The 17,391-nt window shown below is 40.0% G+C and carries 18 protein-coding genes; 2 read left to right on the forward strand and 16 right to left on the reverse strand.

Going from position 1 to position 17,391, the window contains the following annotated elements:
• Positions 1 to 2: 2 nt before the first annotated feature.
• Positions 3 to 1,139, reverse strand: a complete 1,137-nt coding sequence (locus tag ACJJIR_RS11625) for a dipeptidase (protein WP_444905452.1) — start codon at positions 1,137 to 1,139, stop codon at positions 3 to 5.
• A gap of 18 nt (positions 1,140 to 1,157) precedes the next feature.
• The gene (locus ACJJIR_RS11630) at positions 1,158 to 2,825 is read right to left on the reverse strand and encodes an amidohydrolase family protein (protein ID WP_444905453.1); all 1,668 of its coding nucleotides are present in this window, start codon (positions 2,823 to 2,825) and stop codon (positions 1,158 to 1,160) included.
• A gap of 183 nt (positions 2,826 to 3,008) precedes the next feature.
• On the opposite strand from ACJJIR_RS11630, the gene ACJJIR_RS11635 reads away from it, so the two are divergent.
• Positions 3,009 to 3,914 carry a LysR family transcriptional regulator gene (locus ACJJIR_RS11635; RefSeq protein WP_444905454.1) on the forward strand — a complete coding sequence of 302 codons (906 nt, stop codon included), beginning with the start codon at positions 3,009 to 3,011 and terminating at the stop codon, positions 3,912 to 3,914.
• Positions 3,886 to 5,172, forward strand: a complete 1,287-nt coding sequence (locus ACJJIR_RS11640; protein ID WP_444905455.1) for an NRAMP family divalent metal transporter — start codon at positions 3,886 to 3,888, stop codon at positions 5,170 to 5,172. Before ACJJIR_RS11635 ends, ACJJIR_RS11640 begins: the two co-directional genes overlap by 29 nt.
• A gap of 501 nt (positions 5,173 to 5,673) precedes the next feature.
• Here ACJJIR_RS11640 and ACJJIR_RS11645 read toward each other — a convergent pair.
• From ACJJIR_RS11645 to ACJJIR_RS11710, 14 genes are all read right to left on the reverse strand, one after another.
• Positions 5,674 to 5,997 (reverse strand): hypothetical protein, encoded by a 324-nt coding sequence (locus ACJJIR_RS11645; RefSeq protein ID WP_444905456.1) that lies wholly within the window; start codon positions 5,995 to 5,997, stop codon positions 5,674 to 5,676.
• Between the two features lie 105 nt (positions 5,998 to 6,102).
• Entirely contained in the window at positions 6,103 to 6,729 is a 627-nt protein-coding gene (locus tag ACJJIR_RS11650; protein WP_444905457.1) for a metallophosphoesterase, read from the reverse strand.
• Positions 6,730 to 6,900: 171 nt separating this feature from the next.
• Positions 6,901 to 7,425, reverse strand: coding sequence for a YcxB family protein (locus ACJJIR_RS11655; protein ID WP_444905458.1), 525 nt, complete (start codon positions 7,423 to 7,425; stop codon positions 6,901 to 6,903).
• A 612-nt stretch (positions 7,426 to 8,037) separates the two neighbouring features.
• On the reverse strand, positions 8,038 to 8,394 hold the full coding sequence (locus ACJJIR_RS11660; RefSeq protein ID WP_444905459.1) for a hypothetical protein: 357 nt from the start codon (positions 8,392 to 8,394) through the stop codon (positions 8,038 to 8,040).
• Positions 8,395 to 8,512: 118 nt separating this feature from the next.
• Positions 8,513 to 8,761, reverse strand: a complete 249-nt coding sequence (locus tag ACJJIR_RS11665; protein ID WP_444905460.1) for a hypothetical protein — start codon at positions 8,759 to 8,761, stop codon at positions 8,513 to 8,515.
• Between the two features lie 578 nt (positions 8,762 to 9,339).
• Positions 9,340 to 10,050, reverse strand: coding sequence for a DUF4386 domain-containing protein (locus ACJJIR_RS11670; protein ID WP_444905461.1), 711 nt, complete (start codon positions 10,048 to 10,050; stop codon positions 9,340 to 9,342).
• 97 nt (positions 10,051 to 10,147) lie between these two features.
• A complete protein-coding gene (locus ACJJIR_RS11675) occupies positions 10,148 to 10,852 on the reverse strand; it encodes a hypothetical protein (RefSeq protein WP_444905462.1) in 705 nt (234 codons plus the stop codon).
• A gap of 474 nt (positions 10,853 to 11,326) precedes the next feature.
• Positions 11,327 to 11,812 carry a GNAT family N-acetyltransferase gene (locus ACJJIR_RS11680; protein ID WP_444905463.1) on the reverse strand — a complete coding sequence of 162 codons (486 nt, stop codon included), beginning with the start codon at positions 11,810 to 11,812 and terminating at the stop codon, positions 11,327 to 11,329.
• Positions 11,813 to 12,470: 658 nt separating this feature from the next.
• Positions 12,471 to 13,031 carry a YbhB/YbcL family Raf kinase inhibitor-like protein gene (locus ACJJIR_RS11685; RefSeq protein WP_444905464.1) on the reverse strand — a complete coding sequence of 187 codons (561 nt, stop codon included), beginning with the start codon at positions 13,029 to 13,031 and terminating at the stop codon, positions 12,471 to 12,473.
• An 86-nt stretch (positions 13,032 to 13,117) separates the two neighbouring features.
• Positions 13,118 to 13,924, reverse strand: a complete 807-nt coding sequence (locus tag ACJJIR_RS11690) for an AraC family transcriptional regulator (protein ID WP_444905465.1) — start codon at positions 13,922 to 13,924, stop codon at positions 13,118 to 13,120.
• A 947-nt stretch (positions 13,925 to 14,871) separates the two neighbouring features.
• A complete protein-coding gene (locus ACJJIR_RS11695) occupies positions 14,872 to 15,198 on the reverse strand; it encodes a hypothetical protein (RefSeq protein WP_444905466.1) in 327 nt (108 codons plus the stop codon).
• 76 nt (positions 15,199 to 15,274) lie between these two features.
• Positions 15,275 to 15,649 carry a GNAT family N-acetyltransferase gene (locus tag ACJJIR_RS11700; RefSeq protein WP_444905467.1) on the reverse strand — a complete coding sequence of 125 codons (375 nt, stop codon included), beginning with the start codon at positions 15,647 to 15,649 and terminating at the stop codon, positions 15,275 to 15,277.
• 151 nt (positions 15,650 to 15,800) lie between these two features.
• Positions 15,801 to 16,400 carry a dihydrofolate reductase family protein gene (locus ACJJIR_RS11705; protein ID WP_444905468.1) on the reverse strand — a complete coding sequence of 200 codons (600 nt, stop codon included), beginning with the start codon at positions 16,398 to 16,400 and terminating at the stop codon, positions 15,801 to 15,803.
• A gap of 239 nt (positions 16,401 to 16,639) precedes the next feature.
• Positions 16,640 to 16,981, reverse strand: coding sequence for a hypothetical protein (locus ACJJIR_RS11710; RefSeq protein WP_413665561.1), 342 nt, complete (start codon positions 16,979 to 16,981; stop codon positions 16,640 to 16,642).
• Between the last annotated feature and the right edge of the window lie 410 nt (positions 16,982 to 17,391).

Consider the following 17,391-nt stretch of genomic DNA (forward strand, 5'->3'; position numbering starts at 1 on the left):
CTTTAATTCCATACCGAAGCAAAAACACGCAACCAGTTTTCACCAATTATTTTTTCTACCACTCGATCAGGAATTCCCTTTTGGCTTAGCCTATAGGCAATTAGCTCCATCCGCCGCTCAGAGTTCAGCTCAGGAATAAACGGTGGACGATTTGGTGTTTCTCCGGGCGCGGAGATTCCAGCCGCAATACGACGCTCAACTTCCTTACGGATACTTTCTCGATACTCAGGGCCATCATTGACCGGTACTACGCCTTGGTCACTACCTATGGCAATATGATCTTCACCACATACTTTATAGGCATGCAGTATATGTTCTATCACCACATCGGCCTTTATTTCATGCTCCCCACCCTCCAAAAATGGCATTAAATAGATTCCAACCAAGCCACCGGTGTCTGCAGCAGCTTTTAATTCGGTATCGTCATTATTTCTAGGGTGGTAATAAATTGCGTTGCAGCCAGTATGAGAGATCACAATCGGTCTTTTTGATTGACTGATTGCACTAGACACTGTCTTCTTTCCAGAATGCGAGAGGTCGATCAAAACCTTCTCCGCCTCCATGATCTCTAGGGCTTTCTTGCCAAGGGAAGTTATCCCTGAATCTTCCTTTACGAGACCGCCGCTGCCAAGGATAGAGGGCCCATTGTAGGATACCTGCATTATCTTGACGCCCATTTTGGCGAATTCTGAAATACCTGAAAGTGACTCATCAAACATTTCAGTTGATTGGAAACCCATTATGATACCGAGCTTACTCTCCTGCTTCGCTTTCAGGATATCTGATGCAGAATGAATTAAGCTCAAGTAGTTTGAGTTCTGCTCGATGATAGATTTGGTTTTTTCAACCTTCTTTAAAGTCTCTGTGTAGTCATCACCTGGATAGGGGACTGTCATATTCAAGGCACTAATCCCCGAGTTCTTGAATATTCCCAGGACTTCTTCAGAGACTGGCTCCCTGAGTGAGAATGCTCCGCTGAGGCCATCAATTACAATCGATGAACTGTATGGATTCCACGTTGCTTTACCTGCGTTAACCCCGGAAAAGGCATTTAATATACCCGAGTTAATAGCCAAGTATGAACCAACACTACCTGATACTAGAGATTTAATCAGTGCTCTTCTATTTATATCGTTCATAAGTCCCCTACTCCAGAATTAATCAGCGCTTCGTGAAGCTATACACTCCACCTCAGCTTTGGCATCAAGTGCCAGGCCGCTCGCAGCAAAAGCACTCCTCGCAGGTTTCTTTCCGTTGAAGTACTGGAGGTAGACTTCGTTCGCCGCAGGCCAATCATCAATATCAGCGAGCATCAAAGTACACTTAACCACATCGTCAAAATCCAGGTTTTTGCTTTCGAGAACTTGGCCAATATTCTTCATTGTTTGATGCATCTGAGCTTCCAGACTTTCACCTGCCATGGTTAAAGTTGAAGGATGATTACCGATCTGCCCAGATAACCAAATGGTTCCATTCACTTCACGTGAAGAGGAGAAAGGCAACTGTGGATCGTCGCCAATAAAAATAAAGCGACCGTTCTTAACCACATGAGCTATCGACTGGCTATTTTCGATATTCTTTTCTGGACTTTCTGAAAGTACAACAATATTTGCTTTCTTTCCCTCTTCAATACTACCAACAGAACCTTCTATCCCTATCACTTTCGCAGCATTTATAGTTGCAGCTTGAATTGCCTCAAGAGGTGTCATACCAATTTCATCTACGAGCAGCTTAAGCTCATGATGAATCATCGGTGTAGTGTCATTTTCAAGGTCACTAAATGCATCCGTGCCAGCAGCAATAGTGATGCCGTTTTGATAGGCAAATTGTGTCATTTGTGTACTGAGCTGATCAAGTTTCCTGTACTTTTCGTTTAAGGTATTCCTTCTTTCAAATACTGTAAGCGTCGCATCTAAAATTGTACCGTTCTCTTTCATTGCATCAAAAAGGTCTAAATAGCTATCTTTTTGCAGCATTTTTCCCCAGGTTGAATCATCGAACTCAGCAGTTTTTCTGCGCCACGCCTTGAAGTTATCAACTAGCTGAGCAGACATATCTGAGGCATGTGAAATAGTCTCAACACCAGCATTGACAATATCCAAAGGTTTGGTGGGGCCTATATAAGCATGCGACCAGACTTTCAAACCATGTTTCTTGGCTGCACTCGCGAGTAATGGCACCGTCTCAGCCTCAACATCAGCATATATTTTGATGCCTGTTGCACCAGCACCTATGGCCTGAAGCATTATTGAATCCATATCTGAATTTTGATCTACCGCTCTCATCCATGTTGTGCGGCCTGGAGTACGCCCTTTAGCTGAGGCAATGGTTCTCGGGTCCGAGAAGAAGGATTCTCCACCTATAATGACTGAAAAGTAGATGTCTGGCGAAGCGATGGAGTCGACCTCTGCTTGACGTTTTAAGTAGGCCAATGCTCGTGCATCACCGCCCATATCTCTCACAGATGTGACACCACCACGAAGCAGGTATCGAAGTCGCTCAGTAGTGATAGACAAATTATCCCAGCTATCCGGATCTGTCGCATGGTGGACATGCGCATCTATCAGGCCAGGGATTACAAACTTCCCTTTTAAATCGACAACACTGGCCCGCCTCACCTTGGAGAGCTTTTTCGTTGAAGAAATTCTCTTGATCTTATCGCCTTCGATAAGAATCGACTGGTTTTCATCAACTTTAAGCGCATTAACGTCCACTATATTGGCGTTAATGAGCAAAACTTGCTCTAGCTTTCCATCCTCTGCTGATACAACGCCGCTGGTAGCAATGTGTAGAACCGCCAGAATAAAAATTTGTTTTATTTTCATGTACTTATCTAATGTGAGACCGTGGGACTTTTAATCTACTAGCAAAATTTTGCGTCATTTAGGATGCACTTTAAATGTAATTTAGGTTTATAGTGTATAAACTATTTGTTTATTATGTTTGTCTGTATACTCCAGCTAATGCCCACCGTAAGAAGAGAAGCGGATTAGCCATCAGGGGAGTCAATGAACAAGTTACACGCCCTTGAGGCATACTGTTTAGTGTGCGAAAAGCAAAACTTTGCAGCTACTGCTCGCGAGCTCGGCATTTCAGCAGCAATGGTTGGTAAGTACATTAAGCAGTTAGAAGAGGAGCTGGGCTGCCTATTGGTGATGCGCAATACACGCAAAGTATCCATAACCGAAGCGGGCGAAAATTACTATAAACAGGTTTCACCAATACTAAAAAAACTCCACTCCGTCGACCAGGCGATGTCAGAATACAATCAAGAGCCTAGAGGCAGACTATCGATATCGACCAGTATAGAGCTAGGCAGTCAATATTTTTCAGGATTGATTGCCAATTACCGTAATCTATACCCTCAAGTATTCTTGGATTTTCATCTCAGCAATGACCCACTCGATTTACTCGACAATAAAATTGATCTCGTTTTTAGAATCGCACCAGAATTGCCAGACTCTAGCTATATCGTCCAATCTATCGCAAAAACTAAGCTAGCACTCTGGGCAAGTGACTCTTACATAGAGAAGAATGGGCTCCCTGAAAGCATAGAGTCATTAAAGAAGCATCAATTACTCTTCTTTAACCACAGTATTCGAGGGGATCATTGGCTATTTCAAGACAAAGAAGAAACAAGAAAGATCAAACTTCCCTGGGCCTGGCAATCTAACAATGGGAGGCTATTAAATGAGGCGGCTGCTGAAGGACAAGGAATAATCCAAGCCCCTTTTTACTCTGTCAAATCTTATGTCGACTCTGGCCATCTCACTGAGATTCTACCTAGATTCACAATAAAGCCACTAACTATTTTTGCGCTCTACCCTCATCGCTGCGAACTTTCCCTGAAGGTTAAAACCTTTATCGATATGGCTAAGAGCTATTTTGAGCAAAATCATTCCGAGCAGTTCTGATTCAATGGATGTATTCAAACGTACTTTCTCAAATCTAGGCCCTGGTATTATTTGGGCTGCAAGCAGTATTGGCGTATCTCATATCGTGCAGTCTACTCGCGCTGGTGCAGATTACGCTTTCGCTTTGATTGGTTTTATTTTCCTGGCTCATTTAGTCAAATACCCTTTTTTCAAAATCGGACCAGAGTACGCTGCTGTCACCGGTGAGAGTTTATTGGAAGGCTATAAAAAACACAGTCGACTTGGTTTTTATAGTTATATGGCTCTCACATTTCTAACAATGTTCTTTGTTCAAGCTGCGGTTACGATCGTCACAGCTGCTTTAGCCCTCAATTTATTTGGCGATATCTTAAATGTTTCAGAGTGGTCTGCCATCATTTTGGTCATTACATGTGCAATATTGATTGCTGGCCAATTTAAATGGCTGAATGAAAGCTTAAAGTGGATGGTCCTCATTCTGGCAATTGCCAGCTTGATCACTCTCATTGCCGCAATAAGTCAATATGGGCTTCTTCCCTCTAAATCCTATTTAACAGCTGATATAGCACCAGCTGTGAGCATCGCATTTGTTGTCGCCTTAGTCGGCTGGATGCCAACTTCAATTGAAGTTTCTGTTTGGCACTCTATTTGGTCGGAGCGAAGGATAAAGGAGAGACCGGATAGAGGCTTTGCCAAGAAATCTCTCGTATTTGACTTTAAGGTTGGTTATTTCACCAGCTTGATTCTAGCTATTGTATTTGTATGGCTAGGCGCATTAGTAATGTTTGGGAAAGATATTGAACTATCTCAATCTGCAGGCATATTTGCTGGTCAGCTAATCAATATTTATACCGAATCTCTAGGTGACTGGAGCCATTTAACAATCAGTATTATCTGCTTTATTGCGCTTTTCTCAACTACCTTTGCAGTCTCCGATGGGTTTCCTCAAGTTTGGCGAAGTGCCTTGAGGTCATCGAGTAGTATTAAGATTCCCGAAAATAGAGTCTACGTATCCACTCTTATTATACTAAGCCTCATAAGCTGGTTTATTATTTCCCTATTTGCCAACCAGCTAAAGAACTTAATCGACTTTGTAACTACTCTATCTTTCGTTTGTGCTCCAATCTTTGCTTTACTCAACATTCTTGTTATGAACGGGAAATGGGTACCAAGAGAACATCACTTAAAGGGATGGTACTTAGTTTACACTTATGCCTGCCTGTGCCTAATGATAGGTTTTAGCTTTTACTTTATCTATTGGCGTTTCTTGAGTAACTAACTATTCCTTTGCAACATCAGCCGACTTGAAAAGTCTATAGATAATAAGCTCAGGGATAAGCGCAACATATAAGGTCATCTAAGCGTTAAACATCAATCCCTCTTCATCTTAAGCTTTTCTAACACTTCACTGATACAAGCTGCAGTCAGGGGAATCAGCTTGCCTCATGAATACCGCCCCTCATGTTCAGGGGTACTTATGAATTCTTCTGTAAAGCTTATAAAAATAGTTTCAGTTAGAAACTAAATTTTCACCTTGAGTTAAGCGATCTAAGCAGTCGGCATTAGATCCATCAAGGCTGTTGCTTGGGTTGCTATTTCTATCTCTGTAAAACTGAGCTCCTCAGAGGATAAATGGCTCATCATAAGCCAGCCCCTTTCAACATAAACGACTCTGAAAGGGATCTCCGCTGATCATTCTTTAGTCATTACGTGCTCTTAGGTTGGCTTGAACTCCACTGATATAGCTTTCAATCATCACTTATTCCACGCCAAAACTATCCTAACCGAGTTCCTCTAAACGCTCCTGAAGCACCAAACTGTCATAGGAAAAGTACAAATGCATATCCCAAAATCCAGTTAATTGCTTTATTGAAAATGAACTCCCTGCTCTATTCTTTGCGGCACAGTAGGATAAATCATCTGCCTGCAGGTGCAAGGCAGCATCAAGGACAGAGTAATCAGAAAACTCCATGGCTATAAGTAGTTCGACGAACTGAATACCGTCTTCCAGGAAGTTCTGATCAGCCCTGGAATACTGAGAGTAGAGTTCCCTATTATCGATGCAGCCGAAGCATCCGTCGCCATAGGGTGCCGTGCGTGCCATCCTCGATCGAGAAGACCACCGCTTGAAGGTAGCTATCAACCCCTGCTCCGATCACGAAGTGGTATAGAATGTAAGTGGTCGGTAGAAAATATTTGGCATAGCACTCTAGTAATCTGTTGGAATAGTTATAAATACTGGTTCTTTTTCTCGTATATATGAGAAGGTAAGGCCATTCTTTGCTCCATATCTCCTTGGCACGAATACAGCACTATCAATACAAATATGGTTCCCAAAGATTGATGGCCCCTCAATAGCTTGATGTCCAATGAAAACCCAATCTATATCTGAAATATAATAAGTTGATGACTTTAAAATTGAACGACTCCACGTAGCATATTCAATAGAGTTCCTGTCCTCCTTCTCAAGCTCCGCTCTAAATTGATTCCAAGAAGTACTAGTAGGTACACCTGAATGAACCACTCCGACTCCCTTACTTCCATTATCAATTTCGATAGCCCAATACATTTTTTCAATTAGAGAAGCACATAGATCTAGATCTTTTTCGCTGAGCTTTCTAGCCCACAAATTCTCAGTTGACTTCTCTATACTCCCAAACTTTGTATAGTGATATAAGCTTCTCTCATGGTTTCCTACAGCGCCATAAAACCATTCATTTTCGATCAATTTTAGGCATGATAAACTATCTGGGCCTTTATCTACTAGGTCTCCAACTGAGATTACTCTATCCTTTGTTGGATCAAAGGATAGTTGTTCTAATCCTTTTTCAAACAATTGAAAATATCCATGAATATCACCTACAAAAATATCTCTACCACTTACATTGTTAGATAGAGTTAGCGTTTTCTTACTTAATGAGAGACTATTTTCATACATAGCTTGATATAGTTTGTAAATTTTAACGCTTGGCTTTGGGATTATATGAAGCATGTAGTAATGGTGTGACTAACAGTCACCTACTACATTCTTGTATATTTCCGCTTCTATTTCTTCGTTAATTTGAGAAAGTGGCAGTATCAGGGCTTTTAGCCTATCAGTGAATAGATAAAGATTATACTTATCTTTCTCAGCAGACTGTATACACTGCCAAGTAAAGGTAGATGAACATAAGCTATTGGATTCAGTAATTCCTGAATCGGATATTTCAAACTCCCACTCACCAAGAACGCTGCCTTTTTCATCTATCGCAACCGAAATATAAAGATACATATATATCTGCTGCCAAATGTTAACAAGAATAAACCAGATCCCAAATGCTACAAGCGCTCGGTTAAGGTGCTCATAATTATTCCAAGCATCATGTTCATATACTGAATATATCTCCATACCAAAGAATACAAGGAGGAACCAATATAAGAAATTAAATAGGGTTAACTTCCATTTCATTTTTGGTGCTACATGGATTTTAGCTATAGCAAATTTATTGAAACGACGAAAATCATTCTTGTCTAAGGTAATCGAGAACTTCATGCTTTCCATAAAATTAAAAGATAATCCAATACAACATCTATATATCACGTTTCTCTATAGTTCCAAAGCCCGTTACCCCAAACAGTCAGAGAGAAGGCCTGGATACCTACCCAAACAGGGAAAGTTGAAATAGTCAAATCAATTGATACTTAAAATCGGCTAGTGAGCTATAATCAACTCCAAGGCGTGATTCCTAAGTTTTTAGGGGACTAGTAGCAACATCTTGCCCCACTCCCTTAACTAGCTTCCTCACCAGGGAACGCCGTTCACAACTTGATCCAAAAGCTAGGAACTGGCGAAAGCCTAAGAGTCAGGACGAGCGTATCAATTACAGCACAAGAAGTGAAGATAGGCATTCACGCCCAATAGTCCTTTCTCGTCTATCGTGAGAAAATCTATATACGCTTCATAAGCCAGTTATGGAGGGATTTGAGATACATGCCCTCCATGAAAAGAGCCTCCAGCCTCCGCCACCCTCAAGGTGAATACTATCGCAAACCCAAAGCACTTTTTCTTTTAGATGGAAGCAATTTAGTCCCAACGGGATAAAAGAGCACTCCCCTTGAATTGAAAAATTCACAAAATGACACCGTGGAGGGGCCTAGTCACTTGTTAAATTCCATTTTGTCCATGCTCGCTATACTTCTCAAGCCAGCCATCCTCAGAATAGAGTTCACCACTCAAACCATCTGACTGATTGGCTGCAATTTGGCCATTTACTGCAATGCTAATACCTTCTTTCTCTTCTTCGATAGCAAATAGGAAACCATGAATTCCAGAATTTACACATTCTGTAAGTAGCTTTCTTATTACTATTTTTTGTTCTTCAGTGAACTCACTAAGCTTTGATATTAGCTCCTTTAACTCTGGAGATTTGAGATTTCCTGCCTCTAAGTCAAGATATCGATTTAATGATCTATCCCATAACTCTTGAGAGATAATCTTTCCAAATTTTTCTAAATTATTCATAAATCTCTTAAAGACATTCCACTCTCTTCTAAACAGCACTCAGAACCTGTACTGGCAATCTCAGTCGAGAACGTAGCTTTTTGGGCCGACAAAGATTTAAGCAAGTCGGCAACACAAGCTATCGATAACTCGCTATTAATAAAATCAAGCAGGCAATAAAAATAGGGAAGAATAGCAAACCAAAAATTGCCGAACACCTGAAATTTTCTATCCTTTGCTCATCCATTGCTTCAATTTCTTCGCTGCTGAAATCAGTACCGCAAATATAGCAATCAAATCTACGCTCCTCGTGTGCAGCTCGACAGTGAGGGCAATTCGCAGTCCGTTTTTCATACAGCCATTGGACTTGATCCAGTAAATGAAACATAAGCTGAATCCCAGTATTTAAACACTATAAGTGATAGCAGTTTGTTCAATAGCACAATCTAAATATCACACTTTCCCATAACTTAAAAGTTAGTCAGCCCGATGACTCACAGAAGTTAGCAAATAGAGGGATTCCCAAGTCTCTTGCAGCTTGACATTTGCTTTTTCCTATTCTGCGACCCCCTACCCCATTCCTCCATCAAACTTAACTTATCAGTCTTTCCCAATCAGGAATACTCACCTACGCTCAAATTTCAAGAGGAGACAAATAGCTTGATCCCAAAGAGCGCTACCGGCGCACGTCTAACAGTTTGAGAGCATGCCTCAGTCAAGTCAATAGAGATGAAAAGAAGTCACGTTGGGCATTGGCATCCCCAAACCCCTCCGCGTCCAAAGAAAAGAGATCTATGTCCATATCAGAATCGACCAAATATTAGACAATTGGACGTTAAAGGCAAGTTCCCCAAGAGAGGAGGCCCTAGCCAAACCCTCTCTGGTGAAATTAAACTTTGCTTGGTAACAAGATACGATTACTGTACAAAAACTACACAGCCTTGTCGGTCATGCATTAATGCTTACTCAGACATTACTTTTGTATAAACCTGGAGCATCGACTGAACTAAGTTTGATGTTAATTCCTTTGATTAGCAGCCATAGGCCAAATGTGATTTCAAAAAACGCGCCTGGAAGCATGAAGTGTTTCAATATTTGGGGCGGCTCGAGTAACAAAATATTTGAAAACCCATAAACCACCATCGACATATACGTGAAAGCCCCCCAAAGTACTAACCACCTAGGCACGTAATTTGAAACGTAAAATAAGTACATGAAAATAGTCGCGCCTATGCCCATTATGATTAAAAGAACATCCCACATCGAACCACTCATATTCACAAATATACTCGCTAACGCATGTAGCTGCTCTTCTTGAAATACATTCGAATATTCCTGGTTTCTTAAAACTACTATAACCGTCAATGTAATAATTGTTGCTACAAAGCCAAGAAGCCCTTCTCCAAACCTGAAAAGCAATGCCAAAAAAGCAACATTTTTGTTAATTGTTTTTGTAACCAAATACTGCGCCCAAGATGCCCAAATAACGGCGATAAACATAACTATATCTATAATCTGAGCGAACCTGAACCTCACCTCTGTCTCAGCAAAAGCCGCAAAATCATATATTCCTTTCTTGACAAGTAATGAATTGAGCACCCCTAAAACGATATAAATTAAGTATGCGGCACCTAAGTGCTTCGCATATAAGCTAAGTGATGATTGTGTATTATCCATCAGTAATTCTCCTTTGGCTCTCGCATACGACGAAAGCCCTTATCTTTATTTCAGGTGCGAAGCAGGCGCCACCTGAATATAGTAGTTAGAGTTCTTGCTACAGTGTGCCAATACTGCTTAAAAATGACGTTAGCTGAGTTGCGGAATCCTTTAATGACTCGGCTACGGCAGCGATCTCTGCCTTCTTTATGGTTTCATTGAAATTAGTATCACCGAGTTCTTTGCGGGCAGAGAACTCTTTACTTGACACAACCGTAAATGGCACTATACCTGACCGAACATCAAGTAAGACTACTTCCACTGAACAGTATGCCTTTGTTTCATTCGGATCAATAAACTTATACTTCTCAAAAGTACGGCAACTTGAACGGTAGGCTAATAGTAAATCAGCTTGGTAGCGTGCAGCAGCTTCTCGAAGATAAGGCACTGTACGTTGCTCTGGAACGAGCATGCTTGGTAAGAATGAAGCATCGTAAACCCTTTCAGACTCTCTCAACTGCCCTACAAAGTCCCTAGCAATAGTTTCATTTAGTTGCGTAAAGTCATTAGAGTAATGGCGCCAGTAGCTATCATTGGACAACTTGAGTATTGCAATTCTATTTTGTGCAGGAAGCTTTAACTCATAGTTGAGGATGCGGTCTATGTCTATATCCCCTAACGATTCACCAGTGGAGCCAAATAGAGGCTCATTATTCGCTTCATTACCCCCAGCCTTATAGTAATCGCTTGGTCGATGAGATGTAGCTACAGTAGCGCAACCTGTAACAAGTATCGCAATTATAACTATCAAGTACTTTGTCATTTTTAATCCTTAGGTGGCAATTATTAACTCTTGGCGGTTAATTCAAGTACAGCACCTATATATCACGCTTCTCTAGAATTCCAAAGCTAGCCCAATGAGATAAAATCAAGAGGAGCAAAGAATAGCCTTTAACTGGTACAAATGTTTAACACAAAATACAGATTGAGACATCCATAACCCTGAGACCACCCTACTTTATATCTTATGATGACGCTCCACGAGTTATGGAAAGACTCGTCCTATCCAAGAAACAACGGTAGCTGCGCTTATATTCTGATGATAAAACCACCTAAAAGACATCTTTTAGCACTTCAAATATGAGTTCCTTCCCTATTCCGTAATCAAGAATCACTTACTAAACCATCCCATTAAGATTATCTCATATACCAGATTTGGAGGCTGCTATTCAGTAAACCCGATATCATAAAAAAACAATAGAACTACAATCTATCGTTTTATAGTTTTATTAAACACTTACAGAAAAGCTGCTCTTTTTCTCATCTCGTGACTGCCGTTAGATTTGGTTAAGTCAATTACGGCGAGCATATCTTCTCCATCATCATCCATTCCGACCTCAACAAAACCGAAACTAGAATAAAAAGCTTTTGCAACGGGATTATTAGGGTTATAACAAATTTCAATCTCTTGAAGTCCCGGGACGTCCCGAATTTCTCCTAAAGCAAGATCCAGAGCTATGCGACCAATACCTTTTTGTTGGTAATTTTGATCAATCATAAACCGCCAGATTGAGATTTTTTCTAAGCTTTCTTGTACCCACATTAGAAATCCAACGGCTTCATTGTCCAAGTAAATAGCACGAGTTTCATAGCCTTCGTTAAACATCGATTCAACTAGTGACCACATATTGCAGGCAACGTAATCTTCTTGATCCGGTGCAACATCAAGATCACATACTGCTTCATAATTCTGTTTGGTAATCTGACGAAGTGATACTTCCATGGTCTAACCTTAAAGATCTAATAATCAATCGACAAGTAACACCTATATATCACACTTCTCTATATTTCCTAAGCTTATCAGCCTGATCGGAAAAAAAGAGACAAATGATAAAGAAGCTACCGTTAGGTGGCACTAACAATCAAAGTAAGATGTAGAGCAGCGTCTATTGAATTTTGATATTCATATCGTAGCGTAATCAACGAAACAGCTTTTACCCATATTTTTGAGGCGTTTTAGTCCCCCCTCTAATCCACACCAGTAAACCCAGCTACTCCGTTTCCAAAAGCCGCTTTCCAAGCTTGTCTTTCAAAGATTCTGTACCCATAGATCGCATATCAGTAAAAAAATATGCTGAGCTAAGAGACCCGAACTTACGGAATCTAAGATTTGGAATCAATCTGTCAATCAAAGTACTATTGGTGGATGGATGCCAATTAAAGATAGGCATCCACGCTTCACCACCGTCATCAAACGGATAGAATCTTACTGCATGTATAAAAGAAGTATTGAGGGAACAGCCTCACCAAAGGAGGCCTAGTACAGCTTTTTCTAAAGAGGTTTAACTTTATGCGATAACAAGTAACAACGAGCTTCGATTATTTCGCTCTCGCACAGATCAGATCCGCCAAATCCTCATCTGAATTTGCTTGCTGGAGAGTCACTCCCGTATGTATAAAGCTTCAATAGTACTTTCCCCCATTGAGTTAGCCTTAACCATATAGCCAGTTAGTGCCCCTGATGCATCGCTTGGTAAATCTAGTTTCTTTGATAGCGCAAAAACCGTAAACTGATACCGATGCGCACCATGCCCTTTTGGTGGGCAAGCACCACCAAAACCTCTTACTCCATAATCATTTACTATTTGTACACTACCCTGAGGAATGCGATTTTGCTCTGAATTTCCTGCGCCAGCTTCCAGTGAACTAATATTTTTGGGAATATTTACAATTTGCCAATGCCACCAACCACTGCCTGTTGGTGCATCAGGATCATATACAAAAACAGCAAAAGCTTCTGTCCCCTTCGGAGCATTTGCCCAAGATAATTGGGGTGAAGTATTATTACCAGTGCAACCGAACCCCTGGAATTCTTGCTCTTTACTCATATACTTTCCAGTATCTATATCATTACTCGAGAGCAAAAATGATTCTGCAGAGGCTACTCCGGATATAAGCACTGTAAAGACAGCACATTTAATTTTACTAATTAGTCTAAACATATTTACTCCAAACATATTAAAAATGATTACTTATCATAGGAGCATTATGTTCAGAGTAATATATCAAAAACAGGCAAACTTTCGCCTCAAACGTTCACTCGTGTTTTTCTCAGCTCTATAGGAGTTATACCAAAAGATCTTTTAAACTTATCTGAAAATCTAGACTGGGATTTATAGCCACATCTTTCTGATATACGGCCTACTGGCTCAAAAGTCGTTTGAAGTAAGTGCAACCCCAATCCAAGCCTGATGTCATCTATAATGACTTTAATGCTCGTACCTTCGCTATTTAACTTTCTTCTTAATGTTGACTCACTCATTGACAATTTTGAAGCCAACATATCCACTCTTAAGTCCGCAGCTGGGTTTTCACTGATAATTTTATATAATTTTTGGCTTACACTTGCCAATTCAAAAACAGAAGCTACTTCCTGGTATCCCAAATAGAGTAATGTTTGTAATATTTCCTGTCTTCGAATATGCCATAGATCAAAAGGAACGGAAGAACTCCATTCCATAAACTGATGAAGGGCTAACTCTAAAGTAGAATCTATATCTCCCGTAAAATATTTTTCTTCTTTGTTTCTTACAGGCGTTAATCTATCGAAATCATTGTATTCAAACTCAATAAGCAATGCGAAGTATTCTGAATCACCTGGGATATTTCGCATATCAATTTTAGGGCTATTAGATAAAAATATAAACTCCCCTGTTGAGCAACTCTTTTGCCTGTCACCACCCATCTCTTTGCATCCATCAAGCACACATATCAAGGTCGGATTTACAATAGGAACACTAAAAATATTTTGTTCTCTATATGAGGAATATACTGAAAAAGGTAAGTTCTTACTCCCCTTTAGTATCTGCTTTGCTAATTGCTTAAGTTCATGCATAAGCTGATTGAGCCCAATAGTAAATTCAAAAGCAGAGTTTATATAGCACGATTATCAATAATTACAAAATATGCCTACCCAATCGCACACAATAAAATCGCCCAGATCACAACCATCAAAAACGCATTAGTAGCGATTTCGAAATGAGACCTCCCTATTCTCCGCTTACTATCTTCCAGGTACACCTATTGCATACGTACCAAGCTTGTCTGTCAAAGCAAGATCAATTGTATGCTGGAGCAGCATCCGGTATCGAATACTTTGGTACAAAGCAGCGAACTAGTAAAAGCTGAAGAGTCGGTACAAATGTATCTGTTATAGAGCAGAAATTGAATAGAAATCAAGTAATAGTATACAACCACGCCCCACAATTCCCTGCTGGTCCAAAGTGAAGATATCTGCGAATTTACCAAATGAGACCAAATAATAGCTAACACGAGGCATCTGTGAACAGATGTCATATATAAGGATGTAGTCGAGACCAGGCTAGAGACTAAGTATTGCTAGACACAACTGTCCAGGTACAGGATCCCCTTTCTATCAGTAGAAAAGATTAAATAGCTCACTCCAGCCTCAAAATCATATTTGCAAGAGTAAATATTACCAGAAGTAACTAGCTTCTTACCTACGATATTTCCCTTTATTGACTCTTCAACATCGAAAAAATGTGTACTTCTGAAACATGTCCGCCCTAACCACTACCCTCTGCGATTACTTCTGTTCCAATACTCTCAGCGCTACCTATAAAAATGATTCTGCTTCTATCAACAACAAACTCTATTTCATTCACCTGAACTACCTTGTCATGGAACGATATCCAACAACTCGTAGAAATAGGCATCAAGTGAAATTGCCAAAGCGAATAAAGCTAGTATATATTTCATGTATTATTACTTTAACCTTAAGTAAGCTGTATGACTTACGTTAGCAGCAATAAACTAAAAGAATTACTCATAAAATTTACCACGCTTGAGAAATATATTTAAAGCATGCTTTGACTCAAATAACAGATCACACCACTCTTGAGAGGACTGTTTCGAACCTGGCTGAACTCTCTCCCAGAATTTATTTACAACTAATAAAGATTCAATTTCTTCTCTCACAAATACCTCTTTATCAAATTGAGTTATTGAATTAGCATCAAACCAATCACCCCAGAATTCAAGGTTGGCAATTGCAACATCAAATCTAAATTCATCTGAGAAAAGTTCTAGAACTTCGATGATCCTATTCCTAACTCTTTTCTCTATACAATTCTTCTCTTCAGGTTTCATATTTGGGATATCTTATTCTCGCTTTATACATAACGTCGCGCTAAACGACAGAAGTTAAGCCGACTTGAACTCCTTTTTATATTTTAGTACTCATTAAGTATTCTGGGTGACCAGTATGCTCATCTCTTTGTTCTTTTACTACTTTAAATTCTTGAGACAAGTAAAACTGATAGCTAGAAGCGTTCTCTTTGTAAACAGAAAGTATCAGCCTATCTCTTTTCGATTTTGCATGGTTAAGGAGCTGTTTGCCTATTCCTCTTCGCTGTAGAGAGGGAGAAACAAATATAGCTGCAAGCGTATCCCCACTAAGTGAGTAAAAGCCTACTGCTTTACTTTCCACCTCATAGACATATGTCTCTGATGAAGGAATGTAAACATCTCTCATATCACTTAACTGTGACTCCCAGAAATCTGAAGGCATGAAATCATGAGCTTGAATAGAAGCTTGCAACCAAATGTCCAATATAGTAGACAGATCGTTACGGTTATATAACCTAATCATTTTGATAAATTCGCAGTAAATTCGAAAATATTGCTTTTATTTCAACAACAATCTCAGCAAGGATAGTCGCATGAGTGAGCTTTCTATTTAACAACGCTCTTTAAATAACCCTGCCATCCAGTGATTTGTAAAAATGCATAAAAGCCCCTGAGGGGCACTTCGCAAAATTGATGAGTTTGTATTTTGATGAAATTTCACCGCTTTCGAACAGTCGCTTCCCTTCTCCAACAACTACTGGAAACGTCCAAAGCCTAAGCTCATCTACCAAGTTATGCTTTAGAAGTGACTGCACCAACTGCCAACTTCCATGAACTTGTAGTAAAGGCCCATTCATTTTCTTAATTTTGGTTATCTCGACGACCGCATCTGCCCCCTTTAGCTTGAATGAATTATTCCATGTAAGATCATCATTACCTGATGTTACGACATACTTTTTTGCTTGATTAAGTTTGTCTGCAGTTGGATTTCCAGGTTTGGCATTTGAAAAACTTGTGGCAAATAAATTGTACGTATTACGTCCTAATAGCAGATCATAAGGTTCCGCCATGGCCTCCCTTCCGACTTGCTCCATGACTTCACCCCAATAATCCTTGGCCCAGCCTCCATGACTAAAGCCACCTGAAAAATCTTCCTCAGGCACACTCGGTGCTTGCATTACTCCGTCAAGTGTTTGAAATACTAATATGGCTAAGTTTCTCATTGGTTGATTCTCGCGAAAGAGATGAATAATTTGTGCCGAATAGCGCCAATCTCAGCTATATAGGCACGAATATGCCGGAAGCGAGTATAGCGCTGGATTATAAAACCACTTACAACTTGAAAAAGAAACACGGCAAGCATTTACCATACATGAGTTCAATAGCGACATGAATCACAAACACAAGTAGTAACGCAGCGATAGCTTACCTTATACAGCTAATGTCTTAAGCCAGAGTACATTTATGCAGCACCTTGCTTTTGCTTATTAGGCCAGTTCTTTGAAAGGAAGCGAAATACAAATACTGCACCTATAAAATTGATTATACTAGCAATAAAAATACCAATCTCATCATCTACGCTCTCAGAACAGTTCTCGAAGCAACCTCCATATGAAAATGCGAGCAAAGCAGAACAAGCGGCAATTGTGATACTTAAATAAACACCAACCGAAAAACGGGCGAATTTAGAGAATTTTGACAATCCCTTCAGTCCTATCGGAGCAAAAAGCGTAGCTAACAGCAACGCTCCTAAAGACGGGAAATATATATACGAAATTATGTGGTCTAGAAATTCCTTATTCATGCGATCCTCTTACAACTATTAACTAAAAAGCAGTATCTATATACCATGCCTACCTATAATTCTAAAGCTTCTCGTCCCTACAGTAAAAAGAGCGATAGATAAAGGAATCGTATTAAGTTGGCACCTATGTTTACCAACAAAAAACTATTCCTCTCCAATTTTTACACATGCCCACTCTTTACTTTGAGAGTAAACAAGTAAGATACATATCTTACTTAAGGAGCTAAAGCAGACCTCCCCTATGGATGTTAAAATTAAGTAAGAACAAGTTATGTGTACCACTCAGCCGTACTAACTTGGAAAGAGGCTGGAATTAAAAACCACAAAATGGAGGAATCCATATCAACCGACTGTTAACCAAACTTCAGAAACACAAACCCTTATGATTTCCTACCTGAGGTTCGCACGAT

The sequence above is a fragment of the Microbulbifer maximicatervae (SeqCode) genome (genome assembly GCF_052467385.1).